Here is a 26,118-nt window from a genome sequence, read left to right as displayed (position 1 = left end):
CCGGCCGCGGGTTCCACACCTACGACCAGGACTGAAGCTCTGGTACACCGCGGGGTGAGGGACCCGTGCCGCCGGGGTCGAAGGGCGTCCCTGCGCGGTGTCACGGAGGAAGGGCGGGAAGCGCGAGTGCGGGCGCTTCCCGCCCTGTGGCATGCAGGCCCCACGGTCTCACCGCGCCGCTCCCATGGTGGACGTCCTGCTCCCCGCGGGCATGACGAGCCCGCAGGCCGGCCGGAGCGGCTGGTTCGCCCCGTCAGCCGGACAGGAGCGTCGCAAGAGGGAGCCGGCGGGAATCCGGCATGACGCGCAGCGGTGAGCGGGAACGACCGCCGTCATACGCGCTGGGTCCGAGGTACCGGACCCGGGGAGCGACCTGAGGTCAGGAGGGCGCGCCCGCGAGTCCTCAGACCTGCCGGCTCCCCGCGTGCGGATCACTCCGTGCGCGGACACCCCGGTGACCCCGAGGGCGGGTCTGCGTACATACCGGTCGGGACGACCGTGCTGTTGCCGCGCAGGGTCGTTGCGTCCCTGGAACGGCTGCACAGTGCCTGGCGTGGTAATGCCCTGTCAGTAGGGTCCGTTGACGTTGTCGATGGAGCCATAGCGGTGGTAGGCGTAGTTGCACGCGGCTGTGATGTTGGCGACGGGGTCGTAGATGCTCGACGAGGTCCCCGGCACGTGGTAGGCGTCGAAGGTGGACTGGATCACCTGGAGCAGACCGATGGAGGGGTGGCCGGCGGCGGCGTTGGAGTCCCAGAGGTTGATGGCACTGGGGTTGCCGGAGGATTCCCGTATCACGTTTCGGTAGATCCCGTTGTACGTGCCAGGGATGCCGTTCTGGGCCATGATCGCCAGAGAGTGCTTGATCCAGCCGTCCAGGTTGTTGGTGTAGGTCTGGCCGTCGGCGGTGGTCGTCGTCGCGGACGGGGCCTTCGTGGCGGTTGCCGTCTTCGTGGCGGTTGCCGTCTTCGTCGCGGGGTTTGATCCGGCGGGCAGACTCAGGACCTGTCCCGGCAGGACGGTGTAGGGGCTGGTGATGTGGTTGGCGGTCGCGATGGCAAGCCAGCCGCCGGACACATGCTGGGTGCGGGCGATGGAAGCCAGGTGGTCGCCGGACTGGACGGTGTAGGTGATCGCGGCCGGGGCGGCTGCAGCAGCCTGGGCCGTTCCCAGTACGGCGGTGGAGACCAGGACGAGGGGGCCGACGGTGACGGCACCGCCGGTGACGAACCGGCGTACCCGGGAGGGGCGCTTGCGGGCGTGACGGGGCATGGAACGGTCCTCTTCCAGAATTAGCACGACCCGCAGTTGCCGGTTCTACAGCATGCTGCACCGCATTTCGTTGAGCGGTGCGCTGCGGGGCGCTCATTCTTAGCCGCCGGAAATGGATTGACAATTGCCCGCTTTACTAATCAGCTTCGTTGTCCGGCCGCCTTCGCACGCCCGAAGGTCCGAGAACAGGCCGCAGTGAGGACGGTTTGCAGCACTAGATTGCATCGTAAGTGAAATGAGTCACCCATACCGAAATAAAGGATCAGCGATTAAATGACGCGAGATCAGTCTTTTGTTATTTTCTATACCAAAATGGACATTCTGCGGTTAATAGCTACCATGCCCGTCAGAGCGCACGCGCTCGGCCCGCCCGTCGGGACGTGTACCGGTCCCGCCAGTGCCGTGCCGGTGAGTCGACGTGTCCTGTTGAGGTCGGGCGGCCTCATCGGTGGGCGCGTGTTCCTGTTCGCGGTACCACGCCCGTGACCCGGCCATTCCCCACTTCGTTCAGCTCCCACAAGGCACTGCGCCCGGAAATCCCACGCATGAGCCGTGGCGCTTCGACTCGGCAGCCAGCGTTTGGCAGTTCCTGTGGGCAAACCTCAGGCCTATTGCCTCATGGGTTGCCGCGCACGCTGGCAGGCTGGACGGTCTTCATGATGAGGTGAACCGAGTGGCGGACAGGCCGATTTCGACGTCATCTCGTTGGCTGAACCGGATTTTGTAGTGAACCGCGCCGGGATCGGTAGAGGCTCCGGACTGTCCCGAGTTGAGTGGCGTCGAATTGCATGGTGGGGAGCATGAGTCGACTCACGCTCCCCATCCGTCAGCCCGAGGCGCAGTTACTGCTTCCCAACTCTCACTCACGCCCGCTCGGCCAGGCAGGCTCTCCCATCGCCGCCTCGAAAGAGTCGAGCATGGGTTGCAGATAGGAGTGTTCGGATCCGTAGCGGACGAGCTTGCCTGCCGCTTCCACGACTGCGCGGACGTCCGGTTCGGCCACCGATAGCAGGGCCGTGCCCTCCGGTGATGTCATCCTCGACGGTGCCCGAGACCGAACAAGCCGCACACCTCGCAAAATGCCGGCTCAACGCCTGAGCCGGGCCCTGTGGGTACGGGGAGACACATGTCCCCACACGACCACGGAGAGCCGAGCCTCATGAGCGGCAACGGCGCGAGGGCCGACGCCGACGCAGGGACGGCCCTCTGCTGCCAACCGACGCAGCAGCCCCTGCCGCTCCCGTGCCCACCGGTGTTCATCGGCGGTCGACCGCCCAACGCATCGAGAGCCTGCGGAAGGGTGCGGCCGGGCCGATTCCGAGCAGCGGCCGAGAGACCGCTCAGTGCCCTGGCGGGGGCCTCAGTCGCTATGGGTGACCGCCTTGGGATCGGCGTCGAGCGCATCGAGCACCGCATCGCCGTTCGCCCTCGCCCACTCGGTCAGCATGTGGATCGGATCGATCAGCGTCGCCCCGAGCGGGGTGAGCTCGTACTCGACGCGGGGCGGCACCTCGGCGTAGGCGTGGCGGCGGATGAGTCCGTGCGCCTGGAGCCGTCGGAGCGTCTGGGTGAGCATCTTGCGGGAGATGCCGCCGATCAGCTCGATCAGCTCGCCATGGCGCACCGGGCCCTTGCTGAGGCCGTAGAGCACGACCACCGTCCACTTGTCGGCGATCAGTTCGACCGCAAGACGCGCCGGACAGTCGGCGAGAAAGGGATCACCGGGACCGAAATCGCTCATGGCGCCCAAGGTACCTGCGTCCAAGGTACCTGCTGGTTCCTGTCGGAAACCTAGCCTGGGTGCTCTCCCCCCTCCCAAGCCAGGAGAGTCATGCGAGTCATCACCCAGCAGACGCTCGGCGGTCCCGAGGTGCTCACCATCGTGGACGCGCCCGAGCCCCAGCCCATCCCGACCGAGGTTCTCGTCCGCGTCAAGGCGATCGGACTGAACCCGCTGGAGGCGCGCCTGCGCGCCGGCGAGTTCCCGCTGATCGGGCGGCCGCCGTTCATCCTCGGCTGGGACATCAGCGGCGTGGTCGAACAGGCATCGGGGACGTGGCGGTTCAGGCCCGGCGACGAGGTGTTCGGGATGCCGCTGTTTCCCCGGACGGCGAGCGCGTACGCCGAGGTCGTGTCGGCGCCCGCGTTGCACCTGGCACGCAAGCCGACGTCGCTCTCGCACGTCGAGGCGTCGGCGCTGCCGATCGTCGGGCTGACGGCGTGGCAGGGCCTCGTCGACCTCGGCGGTGTGAGGGAGGGCGATCGCGTCCTGGTCCACGGCGGTGGCGGCGGGGTCGGCCACGTCGCGATCCAGATCGCGAAAGCGCTCGGCGCGCACGTGATCGCGACCGCCAGCGGGAGCAAGCGGAAGTTCGTCGAGGGGTTCGGCGCCGACGAGGTGATCGACTACACGGCGGTCGACTTCACCGAGGCAGTCCGCGACATCGACGTCGTGCTCGACACGATCGGCGGCGACACCGTCGAGCGGTCCCTCGACGTGCTCCGCCCAGGCGGTCACCTGGTGACGGCTGTCGCCGAGGAGGATACGAAGCTCGCCGCCACGTACGAGGCGGCCGGCATGCGCTTCAGCGGCATCGCGGTCGACCCCGATCCGGTCGCCCTGCAAGGTCTCGTCGAACTCGTCGAACAGGGCAGGCTCCGGGTCCACGTGCAGGAGACGTTCCCGTTCGAGCGCGTCACCGACGCGCACCGGCTGCTCGACGCAGGTCACCTCCAGGGCAAGCTCGTCCTCACCGTCTGATCCCGACGCGGGGGCCCGCGTGAGCGAGTCCCCACGGGCCGGCTCCGGCCATTCGTCTCAACGAACCGGGTCGACCTGTCTCATCCCACTCGGTCCACGCAGGTCACCATCATGCCGTGTGTCGAGGCGCGGGCCGCCGATGGGTGCCTGCCGTGGTGCCTGTCCGGCAGATGCCGGACAGGCACCCGTCAAACGGTGCCCGGATAACGGGAGTTGGGGCCTACTGGGGTGTGGCGTGGAGGTAGAAGGTCTCGTCGCCCACGGCGTAGGATCCGCTGCCGCTCTCATGGGGGGACTGGATGGCCCAGGCGCCGTCACGGGTGGAGTTGCCGCTGATGCGGACGTGGTCACCGGTGGCCTGGTTGCGGAGCATGGTTGTGTTCGGTTGGTGCAACGGGATGCTCCACGGTGAAGTTCTGGGTGTCGCGCAGGTAGCCGCCCGGCCCATTGGCCCCGTTGGGCCGGTGGCACCGGTCGATCTCGAGGTGGTCACCGTCCTTTGAGTGCTGGCCGTTGTGCACGCCCAGGCACCTGCAGCCGATCGCGCTCACGCCAGTTGCGCCGGCGACAGCCCACGCTGTCCGTCAGCCGGATACCAGTCAGCGAAGTCGGCGTCGCTGACAGCCCGTCCAACCGACCCCGCACCCAAATGCGGGGGCCCCGCGGATTACTCGCCCCCGCCATCCGCACCGTCAAGGGCGGAATCACCCGCCCTGAACCCGAACCCATCGGCACCGCGGCCACCCCTCCGACCGCCGAAGCCGCCCCGCTCCCACCGGAGCAGCACCACAAAGACGTCAACACAGGCGCGGTCATCGGATTTCACTCCACCGAGTGGAGATCACCAACAGCATCCGGAAGTTGAGCCAGAGCCGGGAGTGATGAACAGAGCCACCCGGGGGAAGACCGCGAACCGAGACCCGTGGGATCGTCCTTGTTGGCGAGGCCACAGGCGCGGTCTTTCGATTCCGTGCAGCAGGTGGCCGCCCGCACCAGAGTGCGCCGGCAGGCCTACGGGTACGGTGCCGGGACTGGCCGCCGGCCTCTTGCCCGGTCGGGTCACGAGCGAAGGAGGACCTCTCATGACGATGGGCGCCGCGGAACCTGCCCCGGACATCGAGCGGGCCACGCTGCCCGGACGGGCCGCAGCCTTGGTCGGGTTACTTCGGCGCAATGCCGCCCGCACCGAACAGGACCGCTGTGTCGCAGCGGAGAACATCGCGGCACTCGATGAGGCCGGCCTGTTCAGCCTCGCCGTTCCCAAGCGGCTCGGCGGCCACCAGGAACGCATCCGCACGCTGGTCGAAGTGAGTTCCGAACTCGGCCGCGGCTGCGGATCGACTGCCTGGACCACCAGCTTGATCAACATCTCGGGCTGGCTCATCGGCCTGTATCCCCAACGCGCGCAGCGTGAGGTCTACGCGCAGGATCCCGGCACCCGCGCCTGTGCTGTCCTGCCACCCCATGGGACCGGCAGGACAGCCGACGCAGGCAGCATCGTCACCGGACGGTGGGGCTTTGCCTCCGGCTGTCTCCACGCCCGATGGGCGCTGCTCGGCATGACGCTCACGGGCGAGCGCGGCGACCGCCTGGACCAGGCACTGGCCCTGGTCCCGGTGGACCAGCTGACGATCGAGGACACCTGGCACGTTGCCGGGATGCGCGGTACCGGCAGCAACACCCTCGTCGCCGACGGCGTCTTCGTCCCAGCCCACCGCATTCTGTCGGTGACGCACGCGCTCCAGGGCACTTATCCGACCGAGTTCAAGGACGAGACCTTGTACCGCGCCGCGTTCGTCCCCACGCTCGCCCTGTCTCTCGCCGGCCCGCTGCTGGGCCTGGCCCGCGGCGCGATGGAGCTGGTGCTGGCCTCCCTCGCCGCGGGCCGGGGCATTTCGCATACGCACTACGCACAGGCACGCGAGGCACCCTCCACCCAGATGCAGCTCGCCGAGGCAGCATCACTGATCGACACTGCCACCCTGCACTTGATGCGTGCCGCGGACGATGTCGACAGCTGGGCGGCGAGCGGCCAGTGCATGCCCCTGGTCAACCGGACCCGGGCGCGCATGGATATCGGGACAGTCGCCCGCTGCTCACGTGATGCACTGGACCTGCTGCTGAGCGTCCAAGGGGCCCGGAGTTTCGCCGACGACAGTCCGCTGCAGCGCATCTGGCGGGATCTGGAGACTGGTACGCGGCATGCCATGGTCAACCCCGCCATCGCCACCGAGATGTACGGCCGGGCCCTGCTCGGTATCGAGGACCAGATCACCGCGCTGATCTGAACGCGCAGCGCCCGACGACGCCGGGACGCACCCCTGCTCCTACCCGAGACCAACGGGCGTGGCATCTGGTGCTCCGGCCAGGCGTGACACCAGTGGGCGGCTCCGGGCGAAATCCACGGGCCGGGCCGGGCGGTCGCTCCCGCGAGCCCTGCTGCACCACGACATCATCGACCGCGGCCAACCACGCCGGAGCCGGCCCGCGTAGTTCGTCGCTGCTGGGGGTCTGCCGGCATCTGTCCGCCGGCAGGCCGCCCCAGCCGACGGACAGATGCCGACGGAACCCGCACAAGGACCGACTGCCACGTTTCCACATGTCACGGCCAGCCCGGGTTCACAGGATCGGCCTTCCGTCAGAAACCGACCAGCCACCGGCCCTGGATCCTGACGCTCCGTAAGATCCCCACGATCTACATGATCAGCTTCATGTAGTTCCCCACCCACGCGGTCACGATTCCCCAGGGGGGTGCTGAACGTGTCCGGCACAACCTCGAGTGGCTGATCAGACCACCGGCGGTCCCGCCTCGATGCGGCGCAGCACCGGAGGGAGGAGATCCAGGGCGGGGCCGGTCTGGACCTGTCGCTCGTCCCACCAGGTGGCTCCGGCGTCGTACAGCGGACCGATCACGTCCTTGGCCTTCGCTGCGTCCGGGGGCGTGGCGCCGCCGAGCACCAACTCGAAGGGACGCTCGGCCTCGGTCGTGCGGTGTTTGCGTACATAGCCGATCAGTGCCCGTACCTCCGCCACATCGGGCACATGCCCGTGCCGGGCCGTCTCGAAGAGCGGTACCGCGCCGTCCCATCGCGCTGCCCGCCGCATGGGCAGGCGGCGTGGCCAGAACCCGCCGATCCACATCGGCGGACCGGGCCGCTGCACGGTGGCGGGCAGCAACGTCACGTCCCGGACTTCGTAGTGCCGGCCGTGGTGATTCACCGGCTCGCCGGACCAGAAGCGCCGCAACAGTTCCAGTCCCTCGTCCAGCCGCTCGGCGAGGAGGCGCGGCTCGGCGGTGTCGCCGAAGCTGCGGTATTCGTCGTCGATCGGACCGCCCAGGCCCGCGGCGAAGGTCACCCTGCCGCCGCTGAGGTGGTCCAGGGTGGCCACTTGGCGGGCGAGTTGCTGCGGACGGTAACGGGGGACCGGCGTCAGTAGGGTGCCCAGTCGGATCCGTGAGGTCGCCAGCGCGGCCGCGGTCAGCAGCATCCAGGGGTCTCCGAAGGGACGCCCCTGATGCTGCCGGTGCAGTACGTGGTCCCAGACGAAGAGTCCGTCCCAGCCGGCCTGTTCGGCGGCAGCCGCAACGGTCGCGACGTTACGGGGGTCGGCGAAGTCACCGAAGTTGGGGATGTTGATGGAGAAACGCATCCCAGCAGGATGCGCAGCCGGCCAGGAAGCGGCAACCGGATTCGGATGCAGGCGGCTTCACGGCAGGCTGGGACCATGCACGGTTCATCAGGGTCCCCGAAAAACACCCGGACGGACAGCAATGACCCGTCGGACTCCGCATCACGAGCCGGCACCGCCTGAGGAATTGCGTGACCACGGCCCCAGGGAGCTACGTGACTGTCGACACCTCCACACCTACAACCACCATCGCTGCCACACCGCACTCGGCGGCCACCCACCGATCAGCCGTGTGGACAACGCTTCGGGTCAATACACCTAGGACAAGGACTGGATGCCAGGTTTACGCGGCCAGCGGTATCCGTGTTCTACGACAGGTCGATCGGCCCCGGCGCGCATTGCAGTCAACGCGCTGCGCGGCCCACAGGTCACTTTGGACAGGATGGGTCTCGTGGGGCAGGTGCCATCACGCTTGCAGGATCATTTCATCGACTACCTGGAGACGCACAACAAGAAACTGCGGTACTCGCAGTGTGCCGATCCGTGCTCGGCCGAGCTTGGTCTGGTGTTTCGGGCCCAGCGGGCTCGCGACCTCCTCTCGGTAGTCGTGCTCGATGCGCCGGCGCGGTTTCGCGGTGTGCACGACGGTGGCCAGCGCCGTGTCGGCGGGCAGGTTGGACTGCCGGCCCATGCACCCGACCTCAACCCCGTGGAAGGCATCTGGTCACTGCTGGGACGCGGCAGCCAGGCCAACACCGCCTTCACCGGCCTCGACCACGCGCCCTCGGACAAGGCCTCCGCGAGATCCAGTACCGCAGCAACCATCATTGATGGACGTCTCGCCGAAACCGGTCTCACCACGACGACATCACGGCAACAAGGTCAGTAGTGTCAGCTTGTCGTCCCTCGTTCCGGGCAAGCTGCTCCGGCTTCGGATCACGCCTGACGGGTCTGGGTACTGACTGACTACATCGACCTAGGAGATTGCCATGTCCGGATTCCTCGACCGAGCCAAGGAACAGGCCCAGAGCGCCCTCGCCCAGGGAAAACAGAAAGTCGACGAGGTCCAACAGCAGCGAGCCGGGAACGACCTGCTCAGGAAACTCGGCGCCGCCTACTACGCGGAACGCCGTGGTTCAGGCACACCCGACGCCACGCAGAGCGCCCTCTCCGCCTTGGAGGCTCACATCAGCGCTCACGGGGACGGCTTCTTGCACGGATGACCGCCGCGGGTCAACCACGGCGCCGGCCGGGCCACCCGGTCGGCGCCGCAGTCCTTTCTCGTGCGGCCGTGTGAGGCGCCTCCAGCGCCAGTAGCCGGATGGCAGATCGGTGCCGTAGCGGTCGGCGACCGGCACGGCGAACGCGGCCCTGATGAACCGCTCGCCGGGCATGCACCGTGCGAGCACGGCCAGGGCCTCACCGAAAGGGCCAAGTCCGGATGCGGCCACATCAGTGGCGTACCGGCGGGCCGCACGCATCCCGTGGCGGGCTGTGGCGTAGCGGGGTGCTCTCCTTGAAGCCGCTTGCCCCGGTGGCGAGGCGTTCGGCGAGCGCGGCCCCACCGAAGTACCGTCAGATCGACCGCACTTGAGTCCCCAGTGGGTCGGCCACCGTGCGGATGTTCCGATCGATGGGGTCCTTGACCGTCACCGGGGCGAGCGTTACGCCTTGTGGGCCAGCTCTATCAGGGCCTCGGCAACGGCCTAGCGTCATCATGCTCTCCCCTAGAGGCCGGGAAGGTGGCGCGGCACTTCGCTCGGCTCGGCCAGGTCGAGGGCGCGTAGTGCGAGCCACTGGTCATGGATGACGCTGGGGGACCGAAGAAGCGAGCGTTCGAGCAGTGCTTCGCTCCGTGTCAGACGCTTGCGCACGGCGGATGCCGAGATGGACAGTGCGGTCGCGGTGGGCCCGATGCGTGCGTCGAGGCGTAGCCAAGTGGTGAGGGTCTCCGCGATGCATGCCGGGACGTCGGGCGCGGTGACAGGACGGAACTGTTGTTGGGCCCACGCCCCGACGCGCGGCAGCAACAGAAGCTCGTCCAAGGTGGGCAACGTCTCCCCCGCCCGTGCGGCATCGCCCTCTGGCGAGGGCGGGAGCCCTGCGGCGATGGTGCGCAGAGCGAGTACCAGTGCGGCTTGGTCGGCGAGCCGATGCAGGTCCAAGCCGAGCAGTTCTTGGATGCATGTCAGACGCGCGCTCAGGGTGTTGCGGTGAATTCTCAGGTGGGCCGTCGCACGGGAGGAGAAGCTGAGCCATGACGCGGCGGTGGCCAGCAGTTCAGCGCTGTCGGGATCCTGGGTCCGTCTGGCGCGGTGGGTACGGATCGGTGAGAGGAAGGCCTCGGCCCAGGCCGCCGCAGCGGGCCCGATGGTCAGTACGAGGTCGCGGCTGGCCGCGAACGAGGCCTGCCGTTCAGCGCGGCCGCGTGCGGCAGCGAGAGCATGGAACGCCTGAGCATAGCCAGTGGCGGTTTCCCGCAGGGGCACGGCACTGCTCTCTCCGATCCAGCAGGCGGCTGCCAGCTCGGGGGGCCAGATCCGTGCCGGGGCGCCGTCACCGGGCGCAAGCATGAAGAGATGGTCGGCGTACACCGGGCATGGCACGATCCACGCGCCTTCGGCCGCATCGGTCAGTTTCCGGACGAGTTGGCTGCGAACTCTCGGCGGACCCTCGATGACGTACACGCGCACCATCGCGGGAAGAGCCGGGCGCAGCGCCCCCGCGATCTGGCGCGCCACGGACGTGTGGCCGTTCAGCAGTAAATGCAGGACTGCTTCGCGCGTCCCGGCTTCGGCAATCCGTAGCCGACGTTGCTTCCGCCGGGTGTGTTCCGCCAGCCAGTTCAGACTCAGCACGGATGTGGCATCCGCGAGCAGGAGCGGCAGTTCAGGTGGTGTCGGCCGGGGCACAACGGCAGCGAGAAGGGGCGCCGCGACACCCCGCGATCCGTCGAGAGGAAGGACGATGCAGGTGAGTCCGTCCTGGTCGATGGCAACGGACCCCAGCCGCCGCTCAGTTAACTCTCGCGCACCGCGCAACGCGAGACCCCGCTCGGCGACGCCGAGGGGAGCGTGCGATGGGTGGGCCGGAGTACCGGCAGAGTTCATCAGAAAGACCGTGGCACCGGTGCGGCGCGCCAGCCAGCGAAGCACCGGCTTGGTGCCGCCCTTTCGAGCGGCACGCTGCATATCCAGCACGTCGTCGGCGCGTCGCATCCGTCCGACAGCCGCCGTGTCCGCACGCAGATCACCGTGCATGTCGCCCCCCGAGAGACTCACAAGTCGGTTCGATCGCAGAGTAAGCAGGTGCTGGCAGGCGCACAACAAGGCTCGCTGTGCCAAGAGTCCAGGATCAAAAGTGGTCCAGGATCAAAGGTGTGTGGCGATCCGGAACGCCTGGCGCAGTTGCGCCATGTCGGACCACGGCCTCGGCGACAACGCCACTGACGAAACAGGATGCAAGATAGGGAAACGGACGTTCCGGATCCGGCGACGCTTGCACCGCCGAACCGTCCTCACCGAAGGCCGGCGGATGCAGATCGACCTCCCGCCCCGATTGGTCCGACAGGACGAACCGCACAGGACCGCCCATCGAAGGTCTCGACGAAGCCGGCCTCCGCCAAACCGGCGACCACCACGACGCGGAAGGCGTCTTCCACATCGACGGCGTCACGGGCCCCGACGAGTACAGCGCGATCGCCCGCGACAATCTGTACACCAACCTGATGGCCCGACAGAACTTGGTCTCGGCCGCGGACGCTGCCGCGCGTCATCCGGAACGCGCCGCAGAGCTGGGTGTCGACGACGAGGAGACCGCGGCGTGGCGGGACGCCGCGTCCCGCATGGCGGTGCCGTACAACGAAGCGCTCGGCGTGCACGAGCAGGCGGCCGGTTTCACGAGTTTTCAGCGCTGGGACTTCGAGGCGACCCCTCCCGAGAACCACCCGCTCCTGCTGCGCTACCCCTACTTCGACCTGTATCGCAAGCAGTTGGTGAAGCAGGCCGACGTGGTGCTGGCGATGATGGAGTGCCCGGACACCTTCTCCGATGAGCAGAAGGAACGCAACTTCGCCTATTACGACGCGCTGACGGTCCGTAACTCCTCGTTGTCAGCGTGTTTGGCGGTGCTCGCCGCCGAGACCGGGCATCTGCGCCTGGCCTACGCCTACCTCGGCGAAGCCGCGCTGATGGACCTGGACGACCTGGAGCACAACACCCGTGACGGGCTGCACTCGCCTCCCGCGCCGGGACCTGGATCGCGCTGGTCGGCGGGTTGGGAGGCTTGCGCCGGTACGTCGGCGACGAAGGGAGCCAGGGCCAGCTGGCGTTCGCGCCCCGCCTGCCGGAAGCACTGTCCAGGGTGGCGTTCACGCTGCTGGTACGCGGACGCAGACTGAAGGTGGACGTCGGTCCGTCCCGTGTGCGCTACCGCCTGGTGGACGGTGAACCGCTGGTCGTGCTGCATCACGGCGAGCCCACGACCCTGACCGCCGACGCTCCGGTGGACCGTCGGATGCCGCCCTCACCCATGCTCCCCGAGCCTCAACAGCCGCCGGATCGAAGCCCGGTGGGCCTGCCCGCCGAGGAGGAGGAACAGCCGACGACACAGGACCACCGGTGGTTCCTCTCTGAACTACCGCCAGCGGCACGTCACCGCTGCCGGCAAACCAGTGGCGTCCCCGTCGACGACCCTCATAGGTTGTGCACTCGTGACCGATGACCCGAAGAGGCACCCGAATCCACAGGACCTCGGCCGGGTGTTCAATGAGGTCCCGGAGCTCTACGACCGGGTCCGGCCGGGGTATCCGGACGAGTTGTTCGCGGACCTTGTCGCCGCGACCGGCCTGGACGAAGGGTCGTCGGTGCTGGAGGTGGGCTGCGGTACCGCTCAGGCGACGCGATCACTGGCAACGCTCGGCTGCTCAGTGACCGCTGTCGAGGCGGGCGCAGACATGGCCGCACTCGCTCGCCACCGGATCGCTTCCTTCCGCAACGTCGAAGTCGAGACGTCGGCGTTTGAGGAGTGGGACGACCGCGGTCGACGCTTCGATGTCCTCGTCGCTGCGTCCTCGTGGCACTGGGTCGACCCGTCCCTTGGCTGGCAGCGAGCACACGACGTGCTCTCTCCCGGGGGTTGGATGGCGCTGCTCGGCAACGTCGTTGTCCGGCGACCGGGAGAGCCGGAGGTGTACGCCGAGACCGCCGATCTCCACGAGCGGTTCTGTCCCGGGAATCCCGACTGGGGTCATCCACCGCTGGAGGACGACGTGCGCACCACCAACGAGGGCTGGGGCCTGGTCGCCGATCCCGGAGGATTGTTCGGCCCGACGATCGTGCGCTGGTACCCGACCGTTCAGTGGTTCAACGGGGACGGATTCGCCGATCACCTTCGCTCGTTGTCGCTGTATCGCAGCCTCGACCACGACGTCCGTGAGCCCCTGCTCGACGCCATCGCCGAGCGCATCCGCAAGCGGATGGGCGACCGCGCATCACGCCGATATCTGAGCGTCCTGCGACTCGGACAGCGCGCCGAGTGAGGCCAGGGAATGATCTGTGAACCACCGGTCACGGTCTGGTCAGCAGCAGAGGGAAACGTATTCCCTGCCGGGCGCCGAGGGTGATGGGGCCGAAGGCCGGCGTGGCGAGGCTGACCGCATTGGATCGGCGGGACGGCGCGACGACGCAACGCACTCAGGACATCCCCTCAAGACGAGCAAGAGCCGATACAGCCTGGCGGTGGGCGGTGTGCTGCTGGTGGACACCGGCACATTTCACGGCAGCGCTGTCGCCGCAGCATATGCGCCCAGCGGGGACGTGAGCCGTCGTTCTTCGCGTTCGGCGCGCTGAGTGCGGACAAGGGGATCGAGCCGCCCGCGTTCCAGGTGCGCGGGGTGGCCGGCGGGATGGGGTGGCGCAGCCATCTGCGGCTGCCGGATGGTCCGGACAACGTGCCGGACTTCCCGTTCATCAAGGCGCTGGACGACCCGCGGGCGATCGGCGCGAAACCGGACGGTTCGGCTGATCCGCTGGCGGTGCTGGAACATCTCACCCAGGGTGACAAGCCGTGGGTGCGTCCCGCGCACTTCGACCGGTTGTACCGTCTGCTGCTCGCCGAGCTGCACGCGGCCGACGGGCTGGACTGGTCGCGGGCCTGCGTGGATACCTCCCGTATCCGCGCGAAAAGAAGGGGGTGAGGCCACCGGCCCGTCTCCGGTCGACCGCGGGAAGACGGGCAGTGAGCACCGCTTGATCTGCGACGGGAAGGGAACTCCGTTCAAGGACATCACCACCGCGGCCAACATCAACGACGTCCGCCAGACCCTCGCCCTCGTCGACGGCATCCCGCCCGTGGCCGGCGAGCCGGGACGTCCACGACGCCGACCCGAAGCGGTGCTCGGCGACAGTGCTGGTTGCGTCCTGCCGTGGCGGCCGCGGTGCGGCCCCGGCGTGAGCAAACCCCGACAGCACCTCCTCGGTCGCCCCCTCAGCCTGACGACTTCTCGATCGCGCCCTGGCGGGCACCGTCGCCCAGCATCGGAATCGGGCGGTGCCCGGTCGGGTCATGCTGGGGTGAGCACGATCTTCTTGCCGCCGGCCCGTCCAGTGACCACCCGGGCGAACGCATCCGGCCCCTCGCTCAGCGGCAGGGGTTCCGGTGCGAGTTTCAAGGTTCCCGCGGCGACCTGCTCCGCCAGCCGGACAAGCTGCGCGGTGTTGGGTTCGACGTAGAGGTCCCAACTCGTGATGCCTCGTTCCTCCGCAGGCGCGTCCGAGGTCAGGGAGCACAGTCGGCCGCCGTCCCGCACCAAGGGCAGGGCGGCGTCCGCCGTGCCGGCGGCGATGACGAGGACGGCGTCGAACCCGCCGCGTACCCTGGCCGGCCAGTTGGGGTCGTGGTAGTCGACAGCCTCCATCGCTCCCAGACCGCGCAGGCGTTCCGCGGCGGCAGCAGAGGCGGTCGCGGTCACCTCGATGCCCTGGGCCGCGGCAAGCTGGATGGCCAGGACTCCGGTGGCCCCGCCTCCGTTGGTGATCAGGAGCCGCTGTCCTCGGCCGAGGTCCAGTTTCTCCAGGGCCTGCACCGCGGTGAGTCCGTTGACCGGCAGCGCCGCCGCGTGCACGGCGTCCAGCCCGGGCGGACAGGCTGCCGCGTCATCCGCGTTGATCAGAACGCGTTCGGCCCAGAAGCCGCTTCCCCCGGGGCAGCGGGGGCCTCGTGTGCGAGCACCCGGTCGCCCACGGCAAACCCGGTGACACCCGCGCCGACGGCCAGCACCTTGCCCGCGCCCTCCACTCCCAGCGCCGCCGGGGGGCGCAGCCCCACGTCCCAGCCGGCGCCGTTCAGCAGTTCGTCCCACGGGCCGACCCCGGCCGCCTCCACCGCCACCAGGATCTGACCGGGCCCGGGAGACGACGGTTCGAGCAACTCCAGCAGGACGACTTCCTTCTCGGCCCTCGACACTCCCCACGCCTTCACAGCAGATCTTCGTCCTCTCACTCGGTCCGGCCGACCGGGAGGTACGGGCCGGAAGCCCAAAGCAGGTACCAGTGTCGGCCTCGAGATCCCCTGCAGGGGTCGCTCGTGGTCTCAGGTGCATTGGTGTCGAGCCTATGCAGCTAGGGTCTGTTGCGAAAGTGCTGGTCACAGCCACTTGTTGAGGACTGCGACCAGTACGGTTGCCTCTTGGTGCACGGCGAGTTCGTCGCATCTCGTGGCGGCTGCGCGGTGGCCGCTGGTCTGAACCGGCCTTGACCTCAACCGCGCTTGAGGTCCTAGCCTCACGATCATGACGACCATAAGCACCCCGCGGAACAACACGACCGCGCTCGACCAGCGGCCGATCGCCCTGGTTGCCTGGGGCGCCACCGAGGCGATCCTGCGGCATGCGCAGGCTGCCCTGGCGCGCATCGACGTGACCCAGCCCCAGTGGTGGGCGCTCAACAACATCGTCCGGGCCGAGCACGGCCTCACCAAAGAAGAGATCCGTGCCCTGGACGTGCCCTACGGCATGGACACCCAGGTGATGGTCCACGCCGCCGACGCCCTCGTGCACCGGGGCTGGCTCGGCGTCGGCGCGGACGGCCGGCTGACTCTCACGGAACAGGGCCACGAGGGCCTGGCGACGGCGAAGGAACACATGGACCGGGTGCGCTCGGAGCTCCTCGGCGACATCACGGAGGAGGACTACGCGACGGCGGTCTCCGTACTCCAGCACGTCACCGACAACCTCGCCTGACGGTACCGTCGTAGAAGTCGATGTACCCGAGCAGGGGCAAGAAAGGCCCGCCAGGTGATGCTGCCGAAGGGTTTACCGCGGTCAGAGCCACTCGTGAATCGCTGCAATGAGCACGGTTGCTTCGTAGCGGACCGCGAGTTTGTCGTACCTCGTGGCCACGGCACGGTGCCTTTTGAGGCGATTGATGCCGCACTCAACCGCCTGCCGGGCCTTGTAATCCTCTGCGTCGAACTTCGGCGGCCGCCCGCCCCGAGAGCGGAGCTTCTTGCGGTTACGGGCCTGGTCAGCCTTGTCCGGGATGGTGCAGCGGATACCGCGACGTCGCAGGTAGGCACGGTTCTTGCGGGAGGCGTACGCCTTGTCGGCTCGGACCCGACGGGGCCGGGTGCGCGGACGGCCAGCCCCCTGGCGGGCGACGCGGACCTTGTTCAGGACGGGCTCGAACTGCGGGGAGTCGCCTCGCTGCCCGGCCGTGATCACGATGGACATAGGCTTCTGCCCCTGCTCGACGGCCAGGTGGAGCTTGGTGGTCAGGCCACCGCGCGAGCGTCCGAGCCCATCGTCGTCCGGCTCGACGGCGACGCCACCGGGTGGCTCCTTCTGCAGGTCCCCTTTTTCCGCGCCCCGGCGGCGTGCTGGTGGGCCCGGCACACGGTGGAGTCGATGTTGAGGTCCCAGGTAATGAACTCCTAGGCGTCGGCCTGGGCCTGCAACGCGGCGAAGATCCGCTGCCAGGCGTCCCGCTGCCAGCGCCTGAACAGGTCGTACAACTGGGCCCATGGGCCGTACCGCTCTGGTACGTCCCGCCAGGGGACGCCGGTGGGGGTGCGAAACCGTATGCCGTCAATCAGCTGCCGGCTGGTCCATATCGGCGGGCGCCCCGGCTTCTTGCCCGGAGGCAACAGCGGCTCCAGGCGGGCCCACTGCGCATCCGTCAGATCTCCACGTGCCACAGAACAAGATCATCCGACCTCGAGATCCACTTCCGACACACGCCCTAGTGGCCCGGACCTGTGGTCTATTTGGAGAGTGACGAACTGGGCCAATCATGGAATAGATCTGTGCCTGGAGGCTTCCCTGCTGCCTGGCCGCACGACTCTTGTCATCCAATCCAGACCCTTCGCCATCAGGGATTCGGGGCACCTCCTGCACACCGACGGAACGGGCGGCATCACCCATACCCCGGGGCGTGTCAACAGGTCTGCTGGTACGAGACATCCGGAATGAATGTCTTCCAGGCGGCAGGGCTCAGGCCGGACCCTGCGCGGGCGCATACGGATGCAGCAACGAGCTGCGGTGATATCGGGTAGGCACGTGGCGGTGTATGGGCACCGTGAACGATGAGGGTTGTCCCGGCGCGGTTGAAGGCCAAGGAGACCACGTCGTCCCCCGCCGCGAGCAGGGTCGTCCCCAGCGGACGGGATGACGCGGCGTCCCACAGCCGGACACTGCTGCCGCCTGCGGCAGCCAGGATACGGCTGTCCGGTGAGTAGGCGAGCGCGGAGACCGGATGGGGTTTGCCGTCCTCCGCGTCGGTGGGCACGGCGTCGAACATGCCGAACCGGTGCTTAATTGTCCGGTCCCACAGGGTGACCCACCCCGTGCCGTCGCCGGTCGCCACCCGGCCTCCGTCACCGGGGGCCACGTCCATAGCCGTCATCTGGCTCTCGACCGGGCGGCCGGGATCGGCGGCAGGAGGCGGCGTCTGGACTCCGTCGGTCCTCCAATCAGAGTCAAGGGCGTCCCCGACGTAGAGAGTCCGGATGACGGGCGCGGTCGAGAAGCCCGCTTCGAGGTACCGGATCAGCTTTCGGCGCTGGTCCAGGCTCACTTCCGCGACCCAGCGGCCCTGCAGGGGATACCGGAAGACCGGACCGGCGGAGCTGCCGAGCCGCCACAGAGCAATGGCCCTCTTGTCGGCGACCGTAAGAAACCGGCCGTCGGGGGTGATGGACACGAAGGTGCGTGCCGTCGCAGGGATGGACGGGCCTTCCTTTCCCGTACGCAGGCTCCAGATGTGTATGCGGTTGCCGGCGACGATGACGAGGTGGTCCGCATCCATGTGCAGCGCGTACGACCCAACCGCATCGCCGTGTGGACCGCAGGCCAGTCGCACAGCGGAGGCCCACGGCCCCCTCCTGCCCAGTCGACGTTCGCTGCCGCCGTCCCACACAAGCAGGTCACCGGTCCGGGCACATACCGTCCCTGGCCCCTGATTCGTGCGCTCGGAAACAACCGGGGCTCGGTGGCGACGCGGCAGACGCCACATCCTGGCAAAGTGGCCGGGTTCGTCATAGAAAAGAAACGTGTCTTCGGTCGGACCGAAGAGCACGATTCCGTCGGAGGCGGGGAGCGGCAACCGGGTTGACGCGCCGGAGGCCGCGTCGAGCACCTCCCACGCGTCCGAGGTACGGAACAGTAACCGCCTGGCGTCGGAGGACGCCTCCATCAGGCGGTCGTCCTTACCAACAGGCGGCGCACGCAGGAGGCGGCGGCTGGTCAGGTCCCACAGCTGTGCGTATCCGGTGCCGCCGGTCACCAACGTGCTGCCGTCGGTGCTCAGGAAGGAGGGGTCCTCGGCGCTTTGGCCGGCCGGGCCTGGTACGGCGAAGGCATCCTGCTCGGGCTGGGTGGAAGCGCCCAGGAGCGCAGTCCTGGCTTCCAGTGTGGGGCTGATGCGCCATGCGGCCACGCTGAGGCGCAGAGCGGTGAGCGGGTCGGCGTACCGCATGCTTTCCGCGAGCGCCGCGACGCGTCGGGATGCCGCGTCGGCGAGGCGCCGCTGCCCGGTCTGGTCCTGCTGCCACGCCACCAGGCCGACAAGCATCGCCAAGACCGCGATTGCGGAGATTGCCACCCGCAGCCGCCGAAGCCGTCGGGCCGTTCGCCACGCCCCGCGCAGTTCCTGCTCGCGTGCGACGATGCTGGCGTCGAGAAAGGCACACTCGACCGGGATCAGGTCCGCGCGACGTCCAGCGAAGCACTCCTCGGCCGCGGCCAGTCGTGTGCCGCGATACAAGGCTCCTGGGTCTTGTCCGAGGGCCTTCCATGTGCGCGCGGCTTCGGTGAGCTGGTGGTGGACACGCAGGCGGTCGCGGGCCTCCTCGACCCAGAGCTGGAGCCGGGGCCAAGCCGTGATCAGTGCTTCGTGGGCTAGCTCGACCGTGTCGCCGTCGAGGGTGAGCAGGCGTACCCGGACCAGTTGCGCAAGAACGTTCCTGGCCTCAGGGGAGTCGGTGTCCAGCGCGGCATGATCGGTAGGGTGGCGGGTATCAGGGGTTCCGTCCCCGGGCGAGATCAGCCGCAGCAGCATCCGACGGGCGGCTGTGGCCTCCGTATCCGAGAGCGCTGAGTACACCTGCTCTGCGCTCTTGGCGATCGCGCCATGGATACCGCCTGTGGCCTGATACATCTCCACGGTCAACGCACGGCCCCTGCGGCGGTACCAGGTCTCCAGGAGCGCGTGGGACATCAGCGGCAACCCGCCGGGTTCGTCAGCGACGTCGTTGACGATCTTCGCTGTCAGCTCGCGTTGCACGATCAATCCTGCCGCGGCAGCCGGTTTGACAATTGCTTCGCGTAACTCGGCCGGGCTCATGGGTCCGACCAGAAGCGTGGCCTGCCGCAGCGCTCCAGCGAGGTGGTGGTGCTCGGCACAGCGGCCGAAGAAGTCCGCCCGCACAGCGATCACGACACGCACTCCGCTGTTCGGCTGGACGGCGGTCACCAGCAGGTCGATGAACGCCGCACGCTCTGCCGGATCCTGGCACAACGTGTACAGCTCCTCGAACTGGTCGACGACGACCACCGTGTCGCCGTCAGCTTCGCGCGGTGTCATCGCGCCGGTGTGCGTGGCGACCGGATGTGGCCCGGGGGTGAGGATACGAATGGCGGCCGCCCGCGGGCCAGCAGGGTCGGGGATACGCAGGCGCGGGATGAGGCCGGCGCGCAGCAGCGAAGACTTTCCGCTGCCCGATGCGCCCACGACAGCAACCAATCGATGGGCGTTCAAGAGCGCGGCCAGTTCGGCAACCAGCACATCCCTACCGAAGAACAGGTCCCGATCCCCCGGCTCGAAACGGGCAAGGCCACGGTAGGGCGGCTGGACATCCCCATCCTCCCTGCGCGGCTCGGCCGCTGACTCGGCGGCCGTCTCACGCCACCGCGCCTCCCACTCCGTCTCTTCGCCGCCGCAAGCGCGGGCGTAGGCGAGAACGACCGGCAACGTAGGGAGCCGCTCACCGGAGGCAGCCTGCGACAGCGTGCTCGCCCCTTGACCGGACCGCTGCGCCATCACCCGATACGTCGGACTCCCGGCCTCCGCCCGGAGTTTGCGTAACTCGGCAGCAAATCGCTTAACCGGCCCCAGACTGGGATCCAGCGGGCTTTCCCGACGCCCCGCCATCAACGGCTCCCTCCCATGACCCGCTTCCCCCGTGGAGGCGGCGCTGTGGCCGCAGAAGCTAGACACACCCGTGGCAGAAGAGCAAACCAGAGGCTCCTTCTTTGGCCAGCATGATCATTGGATCATCGATCCTTCTTACCCCGTCATGATGATCGCCCGTTTGCGCAGGTCAACGGGATGGTTGAGTGAATTCAGTACGAGAGCTTTCGTGATCCTTCTCGGGTCTTCTCCAGCCTTGTGTGCCCACCATGTTCCCAGCAGGGACCCCGGGAACTTCGATGCGGGGGCGCGGCCGGCCTTCTGCCAAGGTCGGGCGGCAGATGCGTTCCGGTGAGCACCACAGATGCTTCGAGATGAACACGGGCTCATTTCCCCTGTGCCAGGGGCTGAGCGAGTGACCGATTTCGCAGGTCAGCCGATTGATTGCACGATACCCGACGCACCTCTGCTCTGCCCAAGGCGTGTGCAACTGAGTTCGCAGCACGGCCTGTTCATGCCGGGCCGCTCTCCTGGCTCGCTGTGCACTGCGGCACCGGAACCCTCTGCTCACTGTGCAGATGGACACTCCCCACGGCGCCTTGCCAGCCCTAGATTCATGACGGAACGCACCAGTGCGTGCAGCGAAAGGACCAGTCATGCCCAGTTGGGCCGGGGACGTCGCGCCCAGAACGGCTTGGATCCTGCGGCGCCAGAATGCAGCGAGGTGGGGGATGAACGTGCGGGGACGCGTCACCTGCGGGGTGGGGCCATGGGCGTCACCCCGCTGATCCTGTTCGGGGGACCGGTTGCCGTCGGAGCGGTTGCGGGGTATCTCGGCGGTGGCCGGCTGAGCAGGATCGCAGGCGTGCGGCTGCGATGGCTGTGGCTGCTGTGGCTCGCGGCTGTCGTGCAGGTCGCGCAGCTGGCTACCGCCGGCCTTCCCGGAGCTGCCGGACGCCATCTCAGGGCACCGCTGCTTGCGTTGGCCATCGCCCTTGCCCTCCTCTGGCTGGGCGTCAACGCGCGAGGCAGGACCTGGCCGCTGAAGACGGCGGTGGGACTGGCACTCACGGGTGCCGTTCTCAATGCTCTGCCGATCGCCGTCAACGGCCGGATGCCCTACAGTCCCTCCGCGGCGGCCGTCGCCGGGCTGCGCGCCGGGTCCCAGACTGCCAAGAACGTGCCGGCCGATCACGGCACCCGCCTGCTCGCCCTGGGCGACACGATCCCCGTTCCGCCTCTGCACGCCGTCGTCAGCATCGGCGACATGCTCCTCGCCATCGCCGCGGCCCTGCTCGTGGCAACCGCCATGCACCACCCAGCAAACGCCGCTCAAGAAAGGCCTCAGCCATGCCCCACACCCTCACCCGGCAGCGCCTGGCGCTGACCGCACTCACCCTGGCCTCGGTCGCCGTCCTCCTCTACACCCTCGGCGCCCCCAACTGGACCGGCGGCTGACTGATCCGCCGACGGCCACACTCCGACACCACCGACCTCAAGGAGTCTTCAATGCTTCGGATCATCCCCTGGCAGCGCCTGGCGCTGACCACATTCACCCTGGCCTCGGTCGCCGTCCTCCTCTACACCCTCGGCGCCCCCGGCTGGGGCGGCGGCTGACCGGTCGGCTTGCTGCACGGCCAGGCCTCACCCTCCGCCGAACATCCCACCCCCGACGCTGCCGCTTTGGGGCCTGTCCGAACAGATCGAGCCGTATCCCGCAACGGAAGGAGGACCATGGCTGTTTCAAAGTGCGGCGAGTCGCCGCTGATCGATCTCCTGGTCCGTATCCGACACAGAGTTGATCAATCCCGCAAAGGTGCGGTTCCTCTGAAGGCAATGGCGAGCTGAAGGAACCGAGCGAGGTGGACGGATTCGTACGGGAAACGGGACTCCAAACGGCAGCCAACAGGGCAACGCCCATGCAGACCCGCATACATGAACGGGGAGTAGACATCATGCGCAAAGTCACCAAGCGGGCCGTACAGGGTGCCGTCGCCGGCGCCCTCGCTCTCAGCGGCGTCGCCATGACGACCGGCCCGGCCGTCGCATTCGGCAACACCGCCAGCTTTTCATGGCCACACGACTACCAGATCGGCGGGAACAACAACACCGGCCGCTGCGTGGACGACTCGATCGACTCGAACGCCATCAGCGGCAACCTCCTGCGGGGCTACCCGTGCAACGGCTACAACTGGCAGAAATGGCGCGTGATCGAAATAGAAGACATAGGGGGCGACACCTACGCCGCGCTCAAGAATGACGCCACCGGGCTGTGCCTGGACGACTCCAACGGTGGGGCGAACGGCGCGGACCTGCTGCGCGGATACCCATGCAACGGCTACAGCTGGCAGAAGTGGAGGGTCGTCAGCCGGATCACCGGTACCCACCCCTCCTACTTCCAGCAGGTGCTCCAGAATGCCGCCACCGGCCGCTGCCTGGACGACTCCGACGCCGGTCGCGGCGGCTCGGACCTGCTGCGCGGCTACCCCTGCAATGGGCCCTCGCAGGACGGTGGGTGGCAGGGTTGGGACCTCTACATGGTCGACTGACCAGCCCCAAGCGTGAGGCTGCGCCCGGGTGCGCCTCTGGCCGGCCGAGGCGCAGCCCTGGCTGGCACACGTCGAAGCAGTGCCGGCTGCAGAGCTGACCCCGGCCGTTCGCTCCGAAGCCACGATCCCCGCAAGCGCACGCGAACGAGGCACGGCTGCCGGAGCAGGGGAGGCGTGAGACGGACAAAGACCAGTGGATCGCGATACTGAGCCGCCGTCGCGCGTACTGCTGGCGTGTGCATCAGAGCCGGCCGATGGTCCGGGACTTGAGGTCACACACACCCGTGCGGCCTGGCTCCAGCGAGCATGTCTTCGCGGCGCGTCACCGAACCTGTCGGCGCTGCCGGACCGGATAACGACGGCCTCGCGCAGTCCGCAGCCCCCACTTGAAACGAGCCGTACCCTGGTGAATTCGCCGATCATCGCCTGGGGTTCGGAGGGTGGGTCCATGTCGGTCCAGGCTCGCCACCCGCGGTTCAGGTTGGTGGCCGGGGAGAGCCAGGAGCGGATGGCGCGCAAGGCCCGGGCCAGCTGGGCGGTTGGGGGCTGGTAGGAGGGGGCCGTTCCTCCCTCCCTGGCCGGTCGGTCGTCCGGGCAATGAGGTTCCCCGCATGGCTCCGAGAACATGGCTTGACGAAAGACTGTGAGTCTTCATCTGGCTGGTCCGGGACCGGCTGGCAGGGTTGACGTCGGTCGCCTCGTCGTAGTCGTGACTCGTGACAAAAGTGGCCCCCACGGGTGCCTTGCCTATGAACTGTCCGACTATGGCGGGCGGTCGGCGCCGACCCGGCCCACCTCGGTGGCCTGATAAGAAGCCTGCCCGGCCCCAAAGGGCCGTGGCCCGTCACAGTTCTGCCTCGAAGTGACCTCTCCCGGGCACGGCGCCGGTCCGCAGCGACCGGGACCACCGCCTCACGGAGAGGAACCCTGATCGCGTGAACACCATTGTCGCCCAGGCGCATTCATTCATCATCGGCGTCGACACCCACGCCAAAACGCACACTTACGCCGTGCTCGCCTCCAGTGGTGAGCACCTGGGCACGGAGGCATTCCCCAACACCCACGCTGGCAGGGCACGAGCCATCAACTGGGCTGGACGTCGCACTGGTGGAGACCTCGGTGCTCTGTGGGTGATCGAGGGGGCGGGCAGTTACGGAGCCCAGATCGCCCGCCAGACGGCACGCGCCGGCTACCAGGTGGTTGAAGCCGCCAGAATGGGCCGCGCCGGCCGCCGCGGCATCGGCAAATCCGACCCGATCGACGCCCGGCGGATAGCCGCTGCCGTGCTTCCGCTCCCCGAAGAACAGCTGCGCACTCCACGAATGGACGAGGGGGTTCGGGCGGCAGCACAGATCCTCCTCACCTCCCGGGACGAGCTCACCAGCGAGCGGACCAGGGCCGTGAACGCCTTGACTGCCCTTGTGCGCATCGCCGACCTCGGCATAGACGCCCGCCGTCCCCTCAGCGCCAGGCAGATCGGCGAAATCGCCCGCTGGCGCCCCCGTGAGGAGGACCTCGCCGCCACGACGGCCCGCACCGAGGCCGTCCGTCTGGCCAAGAGGATCCTCGCCCTTGACACGGAAATCGCGGACAACATGAACCGGATAGGCGAGCTCGTTGACGCCAGCCCTGCGGCCGGCCTCCCCGAGGAAACAGGGATCGGCCCCGTCACCGCTGCCACCGTCCTGGTCGCCTGGTCCCACCCGGGACGGGTCCGTGACGAGGCCGCGTTCGCCGCCCTCGCCGGAGTGAGCCCCATACCCGCCTCCTCGGGCAACACCACTCGCCACCGCCTCAATCGCGGCGGCGACAGGCGTCTCAACCGAGCTCTGAACGTCATCGCGATGGTCCGCATGGTGCATCACCCGCAAACCCGCGCCTACGTTGACCGACGGCGGGCCGAAGGCAAGACAGACCGCGAGATCCGCCGCTGCCTCAAGCGCTACCTCGCCCGACGCCTCTACCGTCATCTCAACAACGCCGCCGCGGCCGAATTGGGGGTTGACGGGACATAGAAGCTTCATAGAGGCACCCCCCTGGGTCCACGCCCGCGGCCTCGCCGTCTACCCGATCGTCCTCCTCGGCGGCCAGGGCCTCGGCTCGCTGCTGTGGTTCATCGCGCGCCCCTGGGTGCCGAGGGAACACCGACGCTGACAGCCGCACTGTTGGTGGCATGCGCGGTGAGCCTGCCACTGTTCCCGCCGCTGCCCGACACCGGCACGCTCGACCGGACCGTGTCCGCCCACTGGCCGGAGCCCGCGCTGGTCTTCGACGCCGCCGGCGACACAGGACTGCTCCTGGCGCACAGCCTGCGGCTGAACTCGGAACTGGAAAGAAGATAACGGTCGATGACGCCGGCGAAGCGGTAAGACATGATCCAAGCGTGCGGGGAAGCGGTGGCGAGGTGCTGGCGGGAAGCGGCCGCCGAGCTCGTGCGGGGAACCGACCCCGCATGTAGACAGCCCATGATGCAAATTGAGGAGCATGCTTGCCGGACTTGACCGGACACGGTCGGCTCAGAGGCTGCCCGGGCGGACCGGACCGGCCTCTTGGCTCCGGTCAGGATGGGAGTGACTTCGAGGGTGGCGACGTGTTCGAGGGCGCCGATGGTCTCGCTGAATCTCTCTGCTGGATGGCGGCTTGGCCGCCGACTTCCTCCGGCTCCGGGACGAGGACGCTCTGAGTGACGATCCGGTGGGCGCGTAGACCCGATCGGTGCAGAAATGTGCCGCGGCATTCCGAAGGCCGGGCCCCTCCAACAGGTCCTGGACTACCCCCTCGGACCGGTGACCGGTGAACAGGCCCTCGCCATCCGGACCACGGACGCGACCATGCACGCCTGGGACCTGGCCCGGGCCATCAACGCTCCCGAAGAACTCGATCCGGGGCTCGTCGCTTGGATCGAGGACCATCTCACCGAAATCTACGTCGGCTTGGCGGAGTCGCCTGTCTCCGCCGACACCACCCACCGGTTCTGCGCAGCCCCAGCAACTCCGCCCCTGACCGGAGAGGCCCAGCAGGCCCGGTTGCTGCGGCTGATGGGCCGCTGAGCGAGAGGGAAGGGGCGCCCGGCTGCACAGGGTTGCTCTCACAAACGGTTTCGGCAGGTCTCCGCACTGTCCGCCGGCGACCATAGGGCCAGGACGTGCCCGGATGCATCGGCCGCCAGACGGAGCCTGGTCGTAGAACCGCCGCGCGGGCGCCCGAGTGCGTGGGCGTCCGGCTCATCAGCGGTCAGCGCGTGTCCGGATCGGATCACGAGCCCATGTGCCGTCAATCTGTC

At 68.2% G+C, this 26,118-nt stretch carries 21 protein-coding genes and 3 pseudogenes; 14 read left to right on the top strand and 10 right to left on the bottom strand.

Annotated elements, in window-relative coordinates:
• Positions 1–567: 567 nt before the first annotated feature.
• Positions 568–1,272 (bottom strand): LysM peptidoglycan-binding domain-containing protein, encoded by a 705-nt coding sequence (locus GQF42_RS43520; protein ID WP_158929278.1) that lies wholly within the window; start codon positions 1,270–1,272, stop codon positions 568–570.
• A gap of 1,360 nt (positions 1,273–2,632) precedes the next feature.
• Positions 2,633–3,013: a winged helix-turn-helix transcriptional regulator gene (locus GQF42_RS43515; RefSeq protein ID WP_158929276.1), complete on the bottom strand. Its 381-nt coding sequence runs from the start codon at positions 3,011–3,013 to the stop codon at positions 2,633–2,635.
• A gap of 90 nt (positions 3,014–3,103) precedes the next feature.
• On the opposite strand from GQF42_RS43515, the gene GQF42_RS43510 reads away from it, so the two are divergent.
• Positions 3,104–4,033 (top strand): NADP-dependent oxidoreductase, encoded by a 930-nt coding sequence (locus GQF42_RS43510; RefSeq protein WP_158929274.1) that lies wholly within the window; start codon positions 3,104–3,106, stop codon positions 4,031–4,033.
• A gap of 220 nt (positions 4,034–4,253) precedes the next feature.
• On the opposite strand, the gene GQF42_RS43505 is transcribed toward GQF42_RS43510, so the two are convergent.
• Positions 4,254–4,406 carry a hypothetical protein gene (locus GQF42_RS43505; protein WP_158929272.1) on the bottom strand — a complete coding sequence of 51 codons (153 nt, stop codon included), beginning with the start codon at positions 4,404–4,406 and terminating at the stop codon, positions 4,254–4,256.
• Positions 4,407–5,115: 709 nt separating this feature from the next.
• Here GQF42_RS43505 and GQF42_RS43500 point away from each other — a divergent pair.
• On the top strand, positions 5,116–6,321 hold the full coding sequence (locus GQF42_RS43500) for an acyl-CoA dehydrogenase family protein (RefSeq protein WP_199272998.1): 1,206 nt from the start codon (positions 5,116–5,118) through the stop codon (positions 6,319–6,321).
• 499 nt (positions 6,322–6,820) lie between these two features.
• Here GQF42_RS43500 and GQF42_RS43495 read toward each other — a convergent pair whose 3' ends face one another.
• Positions 6,821–7,684 (bottom strand): LLM class flavin-dependent oxidoreductase, encoded by an 864-nt coding sequence (locus GQF42_RS43495; protein ID WP_158929270.1) that lies wholly within the window; start codon positions 7,682–7,684, stop codon positions 6,821–6,823.
• Between the two features lie 658 nt (positions 7,685–8,342).
• Between GQF42_RS43495 and GQF42_RS47925 the strand changes: the two are divergent.
• Both GQF42_RS47925 and GQF42_RS43485 read left to right on the top strand, forming a co-directional pair.
• A pseudogene (locus tag GQF42_RS47925) lies at positions 8,343–8,552 on the top strand (IS630 family transposase); the annotation flags it as partial.
• Positions 8,553–8,652: 100 nt separating this feature from the next.
• Positions 8,653–8,886 (top strand): hypothetical protein, encoded by a 234-nt coding sequence (locus GQF42_RS43485; protein ID WP_158929268.1) that lies wholly within the window; start codon positions 8,653–8,655, stop codon positions 8,884–8,886.
• A 504-nt stretch (positions 8,887–9,390) separates the two neighbouring features.
• Here the strand turns inward: GQF42_RS43485 and GQF42_RS43480 are convergent.
• Both GQF42_RS43480 and GQF42_RS46685 read right to left on the bottom strand, forming a co-directional pair.
• Positions 9,391–10,923, bottom strand: coding sequence for a helix-turn-helix domain-containing protein (locus GQF42_RS43480; RefSeq protein ID WP_233273705.1), 1,533 nt, complete (start codon positions 10,921–10,923; stop codon positions 9,391–9,393).
• A 94-nt stretch (positions 10,924–11,017) separates the two neighbouring features.
• Positions 11,018–11,257 (bottom strand): nucleotidyltransferase domain-containing protein, encoded by a 240-nt coding sequence (locus GQF42_RS46685; protein ID WP_376002352.1) that lies wholly within the window; start codon positions 11,255–11,257, stop codon positions 11,018–11,020.
• 7 nt (positions 11,258–11,264) lie between these two features.
• Between GQF42_RS46685 and GQF42_RS43475 the strand changes: the two are divergent.
• The 3 genes and pseudogenes from GQF42_RS43475 to GQF42_RS47435 form a co-directional block, all read left to right on the top strand.
• Positions 11,265–12,232 (top strand): annotated as a pseudogene (locus tag GQF42_RS43475) (glycosyl hydrolase family 65 protein); the annotation flags it as partial.
• Positions 12,233–12,374: 142 nt separating this feature from the next.
• A complete protein-coding gene (locus GQF42_RS43470; protein ID WP_158929266.1) occupies positions 12,375–13,202 on the top strand; it encodes a class I SAM-dependent methyltransferase in 828 nt (275 codons plus the stop codon).
• Between the two features lie 123 nt (positions 13,203–13,325).
• Positions 13,326–13,859 carry a DUF6603 domain-containing protein gene (locus GQF42_RS47435; protein WP_325100421.1) on the top strand — a complete coding sequence of 178 codons (534 nt, stop codon included), beginning with the start codon at positions 13,326–13,328 and terminating at the stop codon, positions 13,857–13,859.
• 366 nt (positions 13,860–14,225) lie between these two features.
• Here GQF42_RS47435 and GQF42_RS43460 read toward each other — a convergent pair whose 3' ends face one another.
• Positions 14,226–14,786 (bottom strand): zinc-binding dehydrogenase, encoded by a 561-nt coding sequence (locus GQF42_RS43460; RefSeq protein ID WP_158929262.1) that lies wholly within the window; start codon positions 14,784–14,786, stop codon positions 14,226–14,228.
• A 44-nt stretch (positions 14,787–14,830) separates the two neighbouring features.
• Positions 14,831–15,127: an alcohol dehydrogenase catalytic domain-containing protein gene (locus GQF42_RS43455; RefSeq protein ID WP_158929260.1), complete on the bottom strand. Its 297-nt coding sequence runs from the start codon at positions 15,125–15,127 to the stop codon at positions 14,831–14,833.
• A 325-nt stretch (positions 15,128–15,452) separates the two neighbouring features.
• Between GQF42_RS43455 and GQF42_RS43450 the strand changes: the two genes are divergently transcribed.
• Positions 15,453–15,902, top strand: coding sequence for a MarR family winged helix-turn-helix transcriptional regulator (locus tag GQF42_RS43450; RefSeq protein ID WP_158929258.1), 450 nt, complete (start codon positions 15,453–15,455; stop codon positions 15,900–15,902).
• A gap of 81 nt (positions 15,903–15,983) precedes the next feature.
• Here GQF42_RS43450 and GQF42_RS43445 read toward each other — a convergent pair.
• Positions 15,984–16,855, bottom strand: a pseudogene (locus GQF42_RS43445) (IS5 family transposase).
• A gap of 239 nt (positions 16,856–17,094) precedes the next feature.
• Entirely contained in the window at positions 17,095–20,196 is a 3,102-nt protein-coding gene (locus GQF42_RS43440; RefSeq protein WP_233273704.1) for an nSTAND1 domain-containing NTPase, read from the bottom strand.
• 859 nt (positions 20,197–21,055) lie between these two features.
• Here GQF42_RS43440 and GQF42_RS43435 point away from each other — a divergent pair.
• From GQF42_RS43435 to GQF42_RS45250, 6 genes are all read left to right on the top strand, one after another.
• On the top strand, positions 21,056–21,673 hold the full coding sequence (locus tag GQF42_RS43435; protein ID WP_158929254.1) for a DUF5317 family protein: 618 nt from the start codon (positions 21,056–21,058) through the stop codon (positions 21,671–21,673).
• A 568-nt stretch (positions 21,674–22,241) separates the two neighbouring features.
• Entirely contained in the window at positions 22,242–22,835 is a 594-nt protein-coding gene (locus GQF42_RS43430; RefSeq protein ID WP_158929252.1) for an RICIN domain-containing protein, read from the top strand.
• Between the two features lie 935 nt (positions 22,836–23,770).
• The gene (locus tag GQF42_RS43425; protein ID WP_158918164.1) at positions 23,771–24,850 is read left to right on the top strand and encodes an IS110 family RNA-guided transposase; all 1,080 of its coding nucleotides are present in this window, start codon (positions 23,771–23,773) and stop codon (positions 24,848–24,850) included.
• Positions 24,837–24,989 carry an MFS transporter gene (locus tag GQF42_RS43420; RefSeq protein ID WP_158929250.1) on the top strand — a complete coding sequence of 51 codons (153 nt, stop codon included), beginning with the start codon at positions 24,837–24,839 and terminating at the stop codon, positions 24,987–24,989. The genes GQF42_RS43425 and GQF42_RS43420 overlap by 14 nt, the downstream gene beginning before the upstream one ends.
• 26 nt (positions 24,990–25,015) lie before the next feature.
• The gene (locus GQF42_RS43415; protein WP_158929248.1) at positions 25,016–25,177 is read left to right on the top strand and encodes a hypothetical protein; all 162 of its coding nucleotides are present in this window, start codon (positions 25,016–25,018) and stop codon (positions 25,175–25,177) included.
• A 444-nt stretch (positions 25,178–25,621) separates the two neighbouring features.
• Entirely contained in the window at positions 25,622–25,885 is a 264-nt protein-coding gene (locus GQF42_RS45250; protein WP_199272997.1) for a DinB family protein, read from the top strand.
• Positions 25,886–26,118 lie beyond the last annotated feature (233 nt).

The organism is Streptomyces broussonetiae, assembly GCF_009796285.1.
GTDB classification, from domain to species: domain Bacteria; phylum Actinomycetota; class Actinomycetes; order Streptomycetales; family Streptomycetaceae; genus Streptomyces; species Streptomyces broussonetiae.
The sequence above is the reverse complement of the archived record's forward strand: the minus strand, read 5'-3'. Positions and strand labels throughout refer to the sequence as shown.

What these genes read in the sequence shown, in the direction of transcription:
- GQF42_RS43435 (WP_158929254.1), top strand. Translation starts at nt 21,056, where the DNA reads ATGGGCGTCACCCCGCTGATCCTGTTCGGGGGACCGGTTGCCGTCGGA.
- GQF42_RS43500 (WP_199272998.1), top strand. Translation starts at nt 5,116, where the DNA reads ATGACGATGGGCGCCGCGGAACCTGCCCCGGACATCGAGCGGGCCACG.
- GQF42_RS43480 (WP_233273705.1), bottom strand. Translation starts at nt 10,923, where the DNA reads ATGCACGGTGATCTGCGTGCGGACACGGCGGCTGTCGGACGGATGCGA.
- GQF42_RS43430 (WP_158929252.1), top strand. Translation starts at nt 22,242, where the DNA reads ATGCGCAAAGTCACCAAGCGGGCCGTACAGGGTGCCGTCGCCGGCGCC.
- GQF42_RS43520 (WP_158929278.1), bottom strand. Translation starts at nt 1,272, where the DNA reads ATGCCCCGTCACGCCCGCAAGCGCCCCTCCCGGGTACGCCGGTTCGTC.
- GQF42_RS43515 (WP_158929276.1), bottom strand. Translation starts at nt 3,013, where the DNA reads ATGAGCGATTTCGGTCCCGGTGATCCCTTTCTCGCCGACTGTCCGGCG.
- GQF42_RS43510 (WP_158929274.1), top strand. Translation starts at nt 3,104, where the DNA reads ATGCGAGTCATCACCCAGCAGACGCTCGGCGGTCCCGAGGTGCTCACC.
- GQF42_RS43450 (WP_158929258.1), top strand. Translation starts at nt 15,453, where the DNA reads ATGACGACCATAAGCACCCCGCGGAACAACACGACCGCGCTCGACCAG.
- GQF42_RS43495 (WP_158929270.1), bottom strand. Translation starts at nt 7,684, where the DNA reads ATGCGTTTCTCCATCAACATCCCCAACTTCGGTGACTTCGCCGACCCC.
- GQF42_RS43485 (WP_158929268.1), top strand. Translation starts at nt 8,653, where the DNA reads ATGTCCGGATTCCTCGACCGAGCCAAGGAACAGGCCCAGAGCGCCCTC.
- GQF42_RS43505 (WP_158929272.1), bottom strand. Translation starts at nt 4,406, where the DNA reads ATGCTCCGCAACCAGGCCACCGGTGACCACGTCCGCATCAGCGGCAAC.
- GQF42_RS43440 (WP_233273704.1), bottom strand. Translation starts at nt 20,196, where the DNA reads ATGGCGCAGCGGTCCGGTCAAGGGGCGAGCACGCTGTCGCAGGCTGCC.
- GQF42_RS46685 (WP_376002352.1), bottom strand. Translation starts at nt 11,257, where the DNA reads ATGGGCGGTCCTGTGCGGTTCGTCCTGTCGGACCAATCGGGGCGGGAG.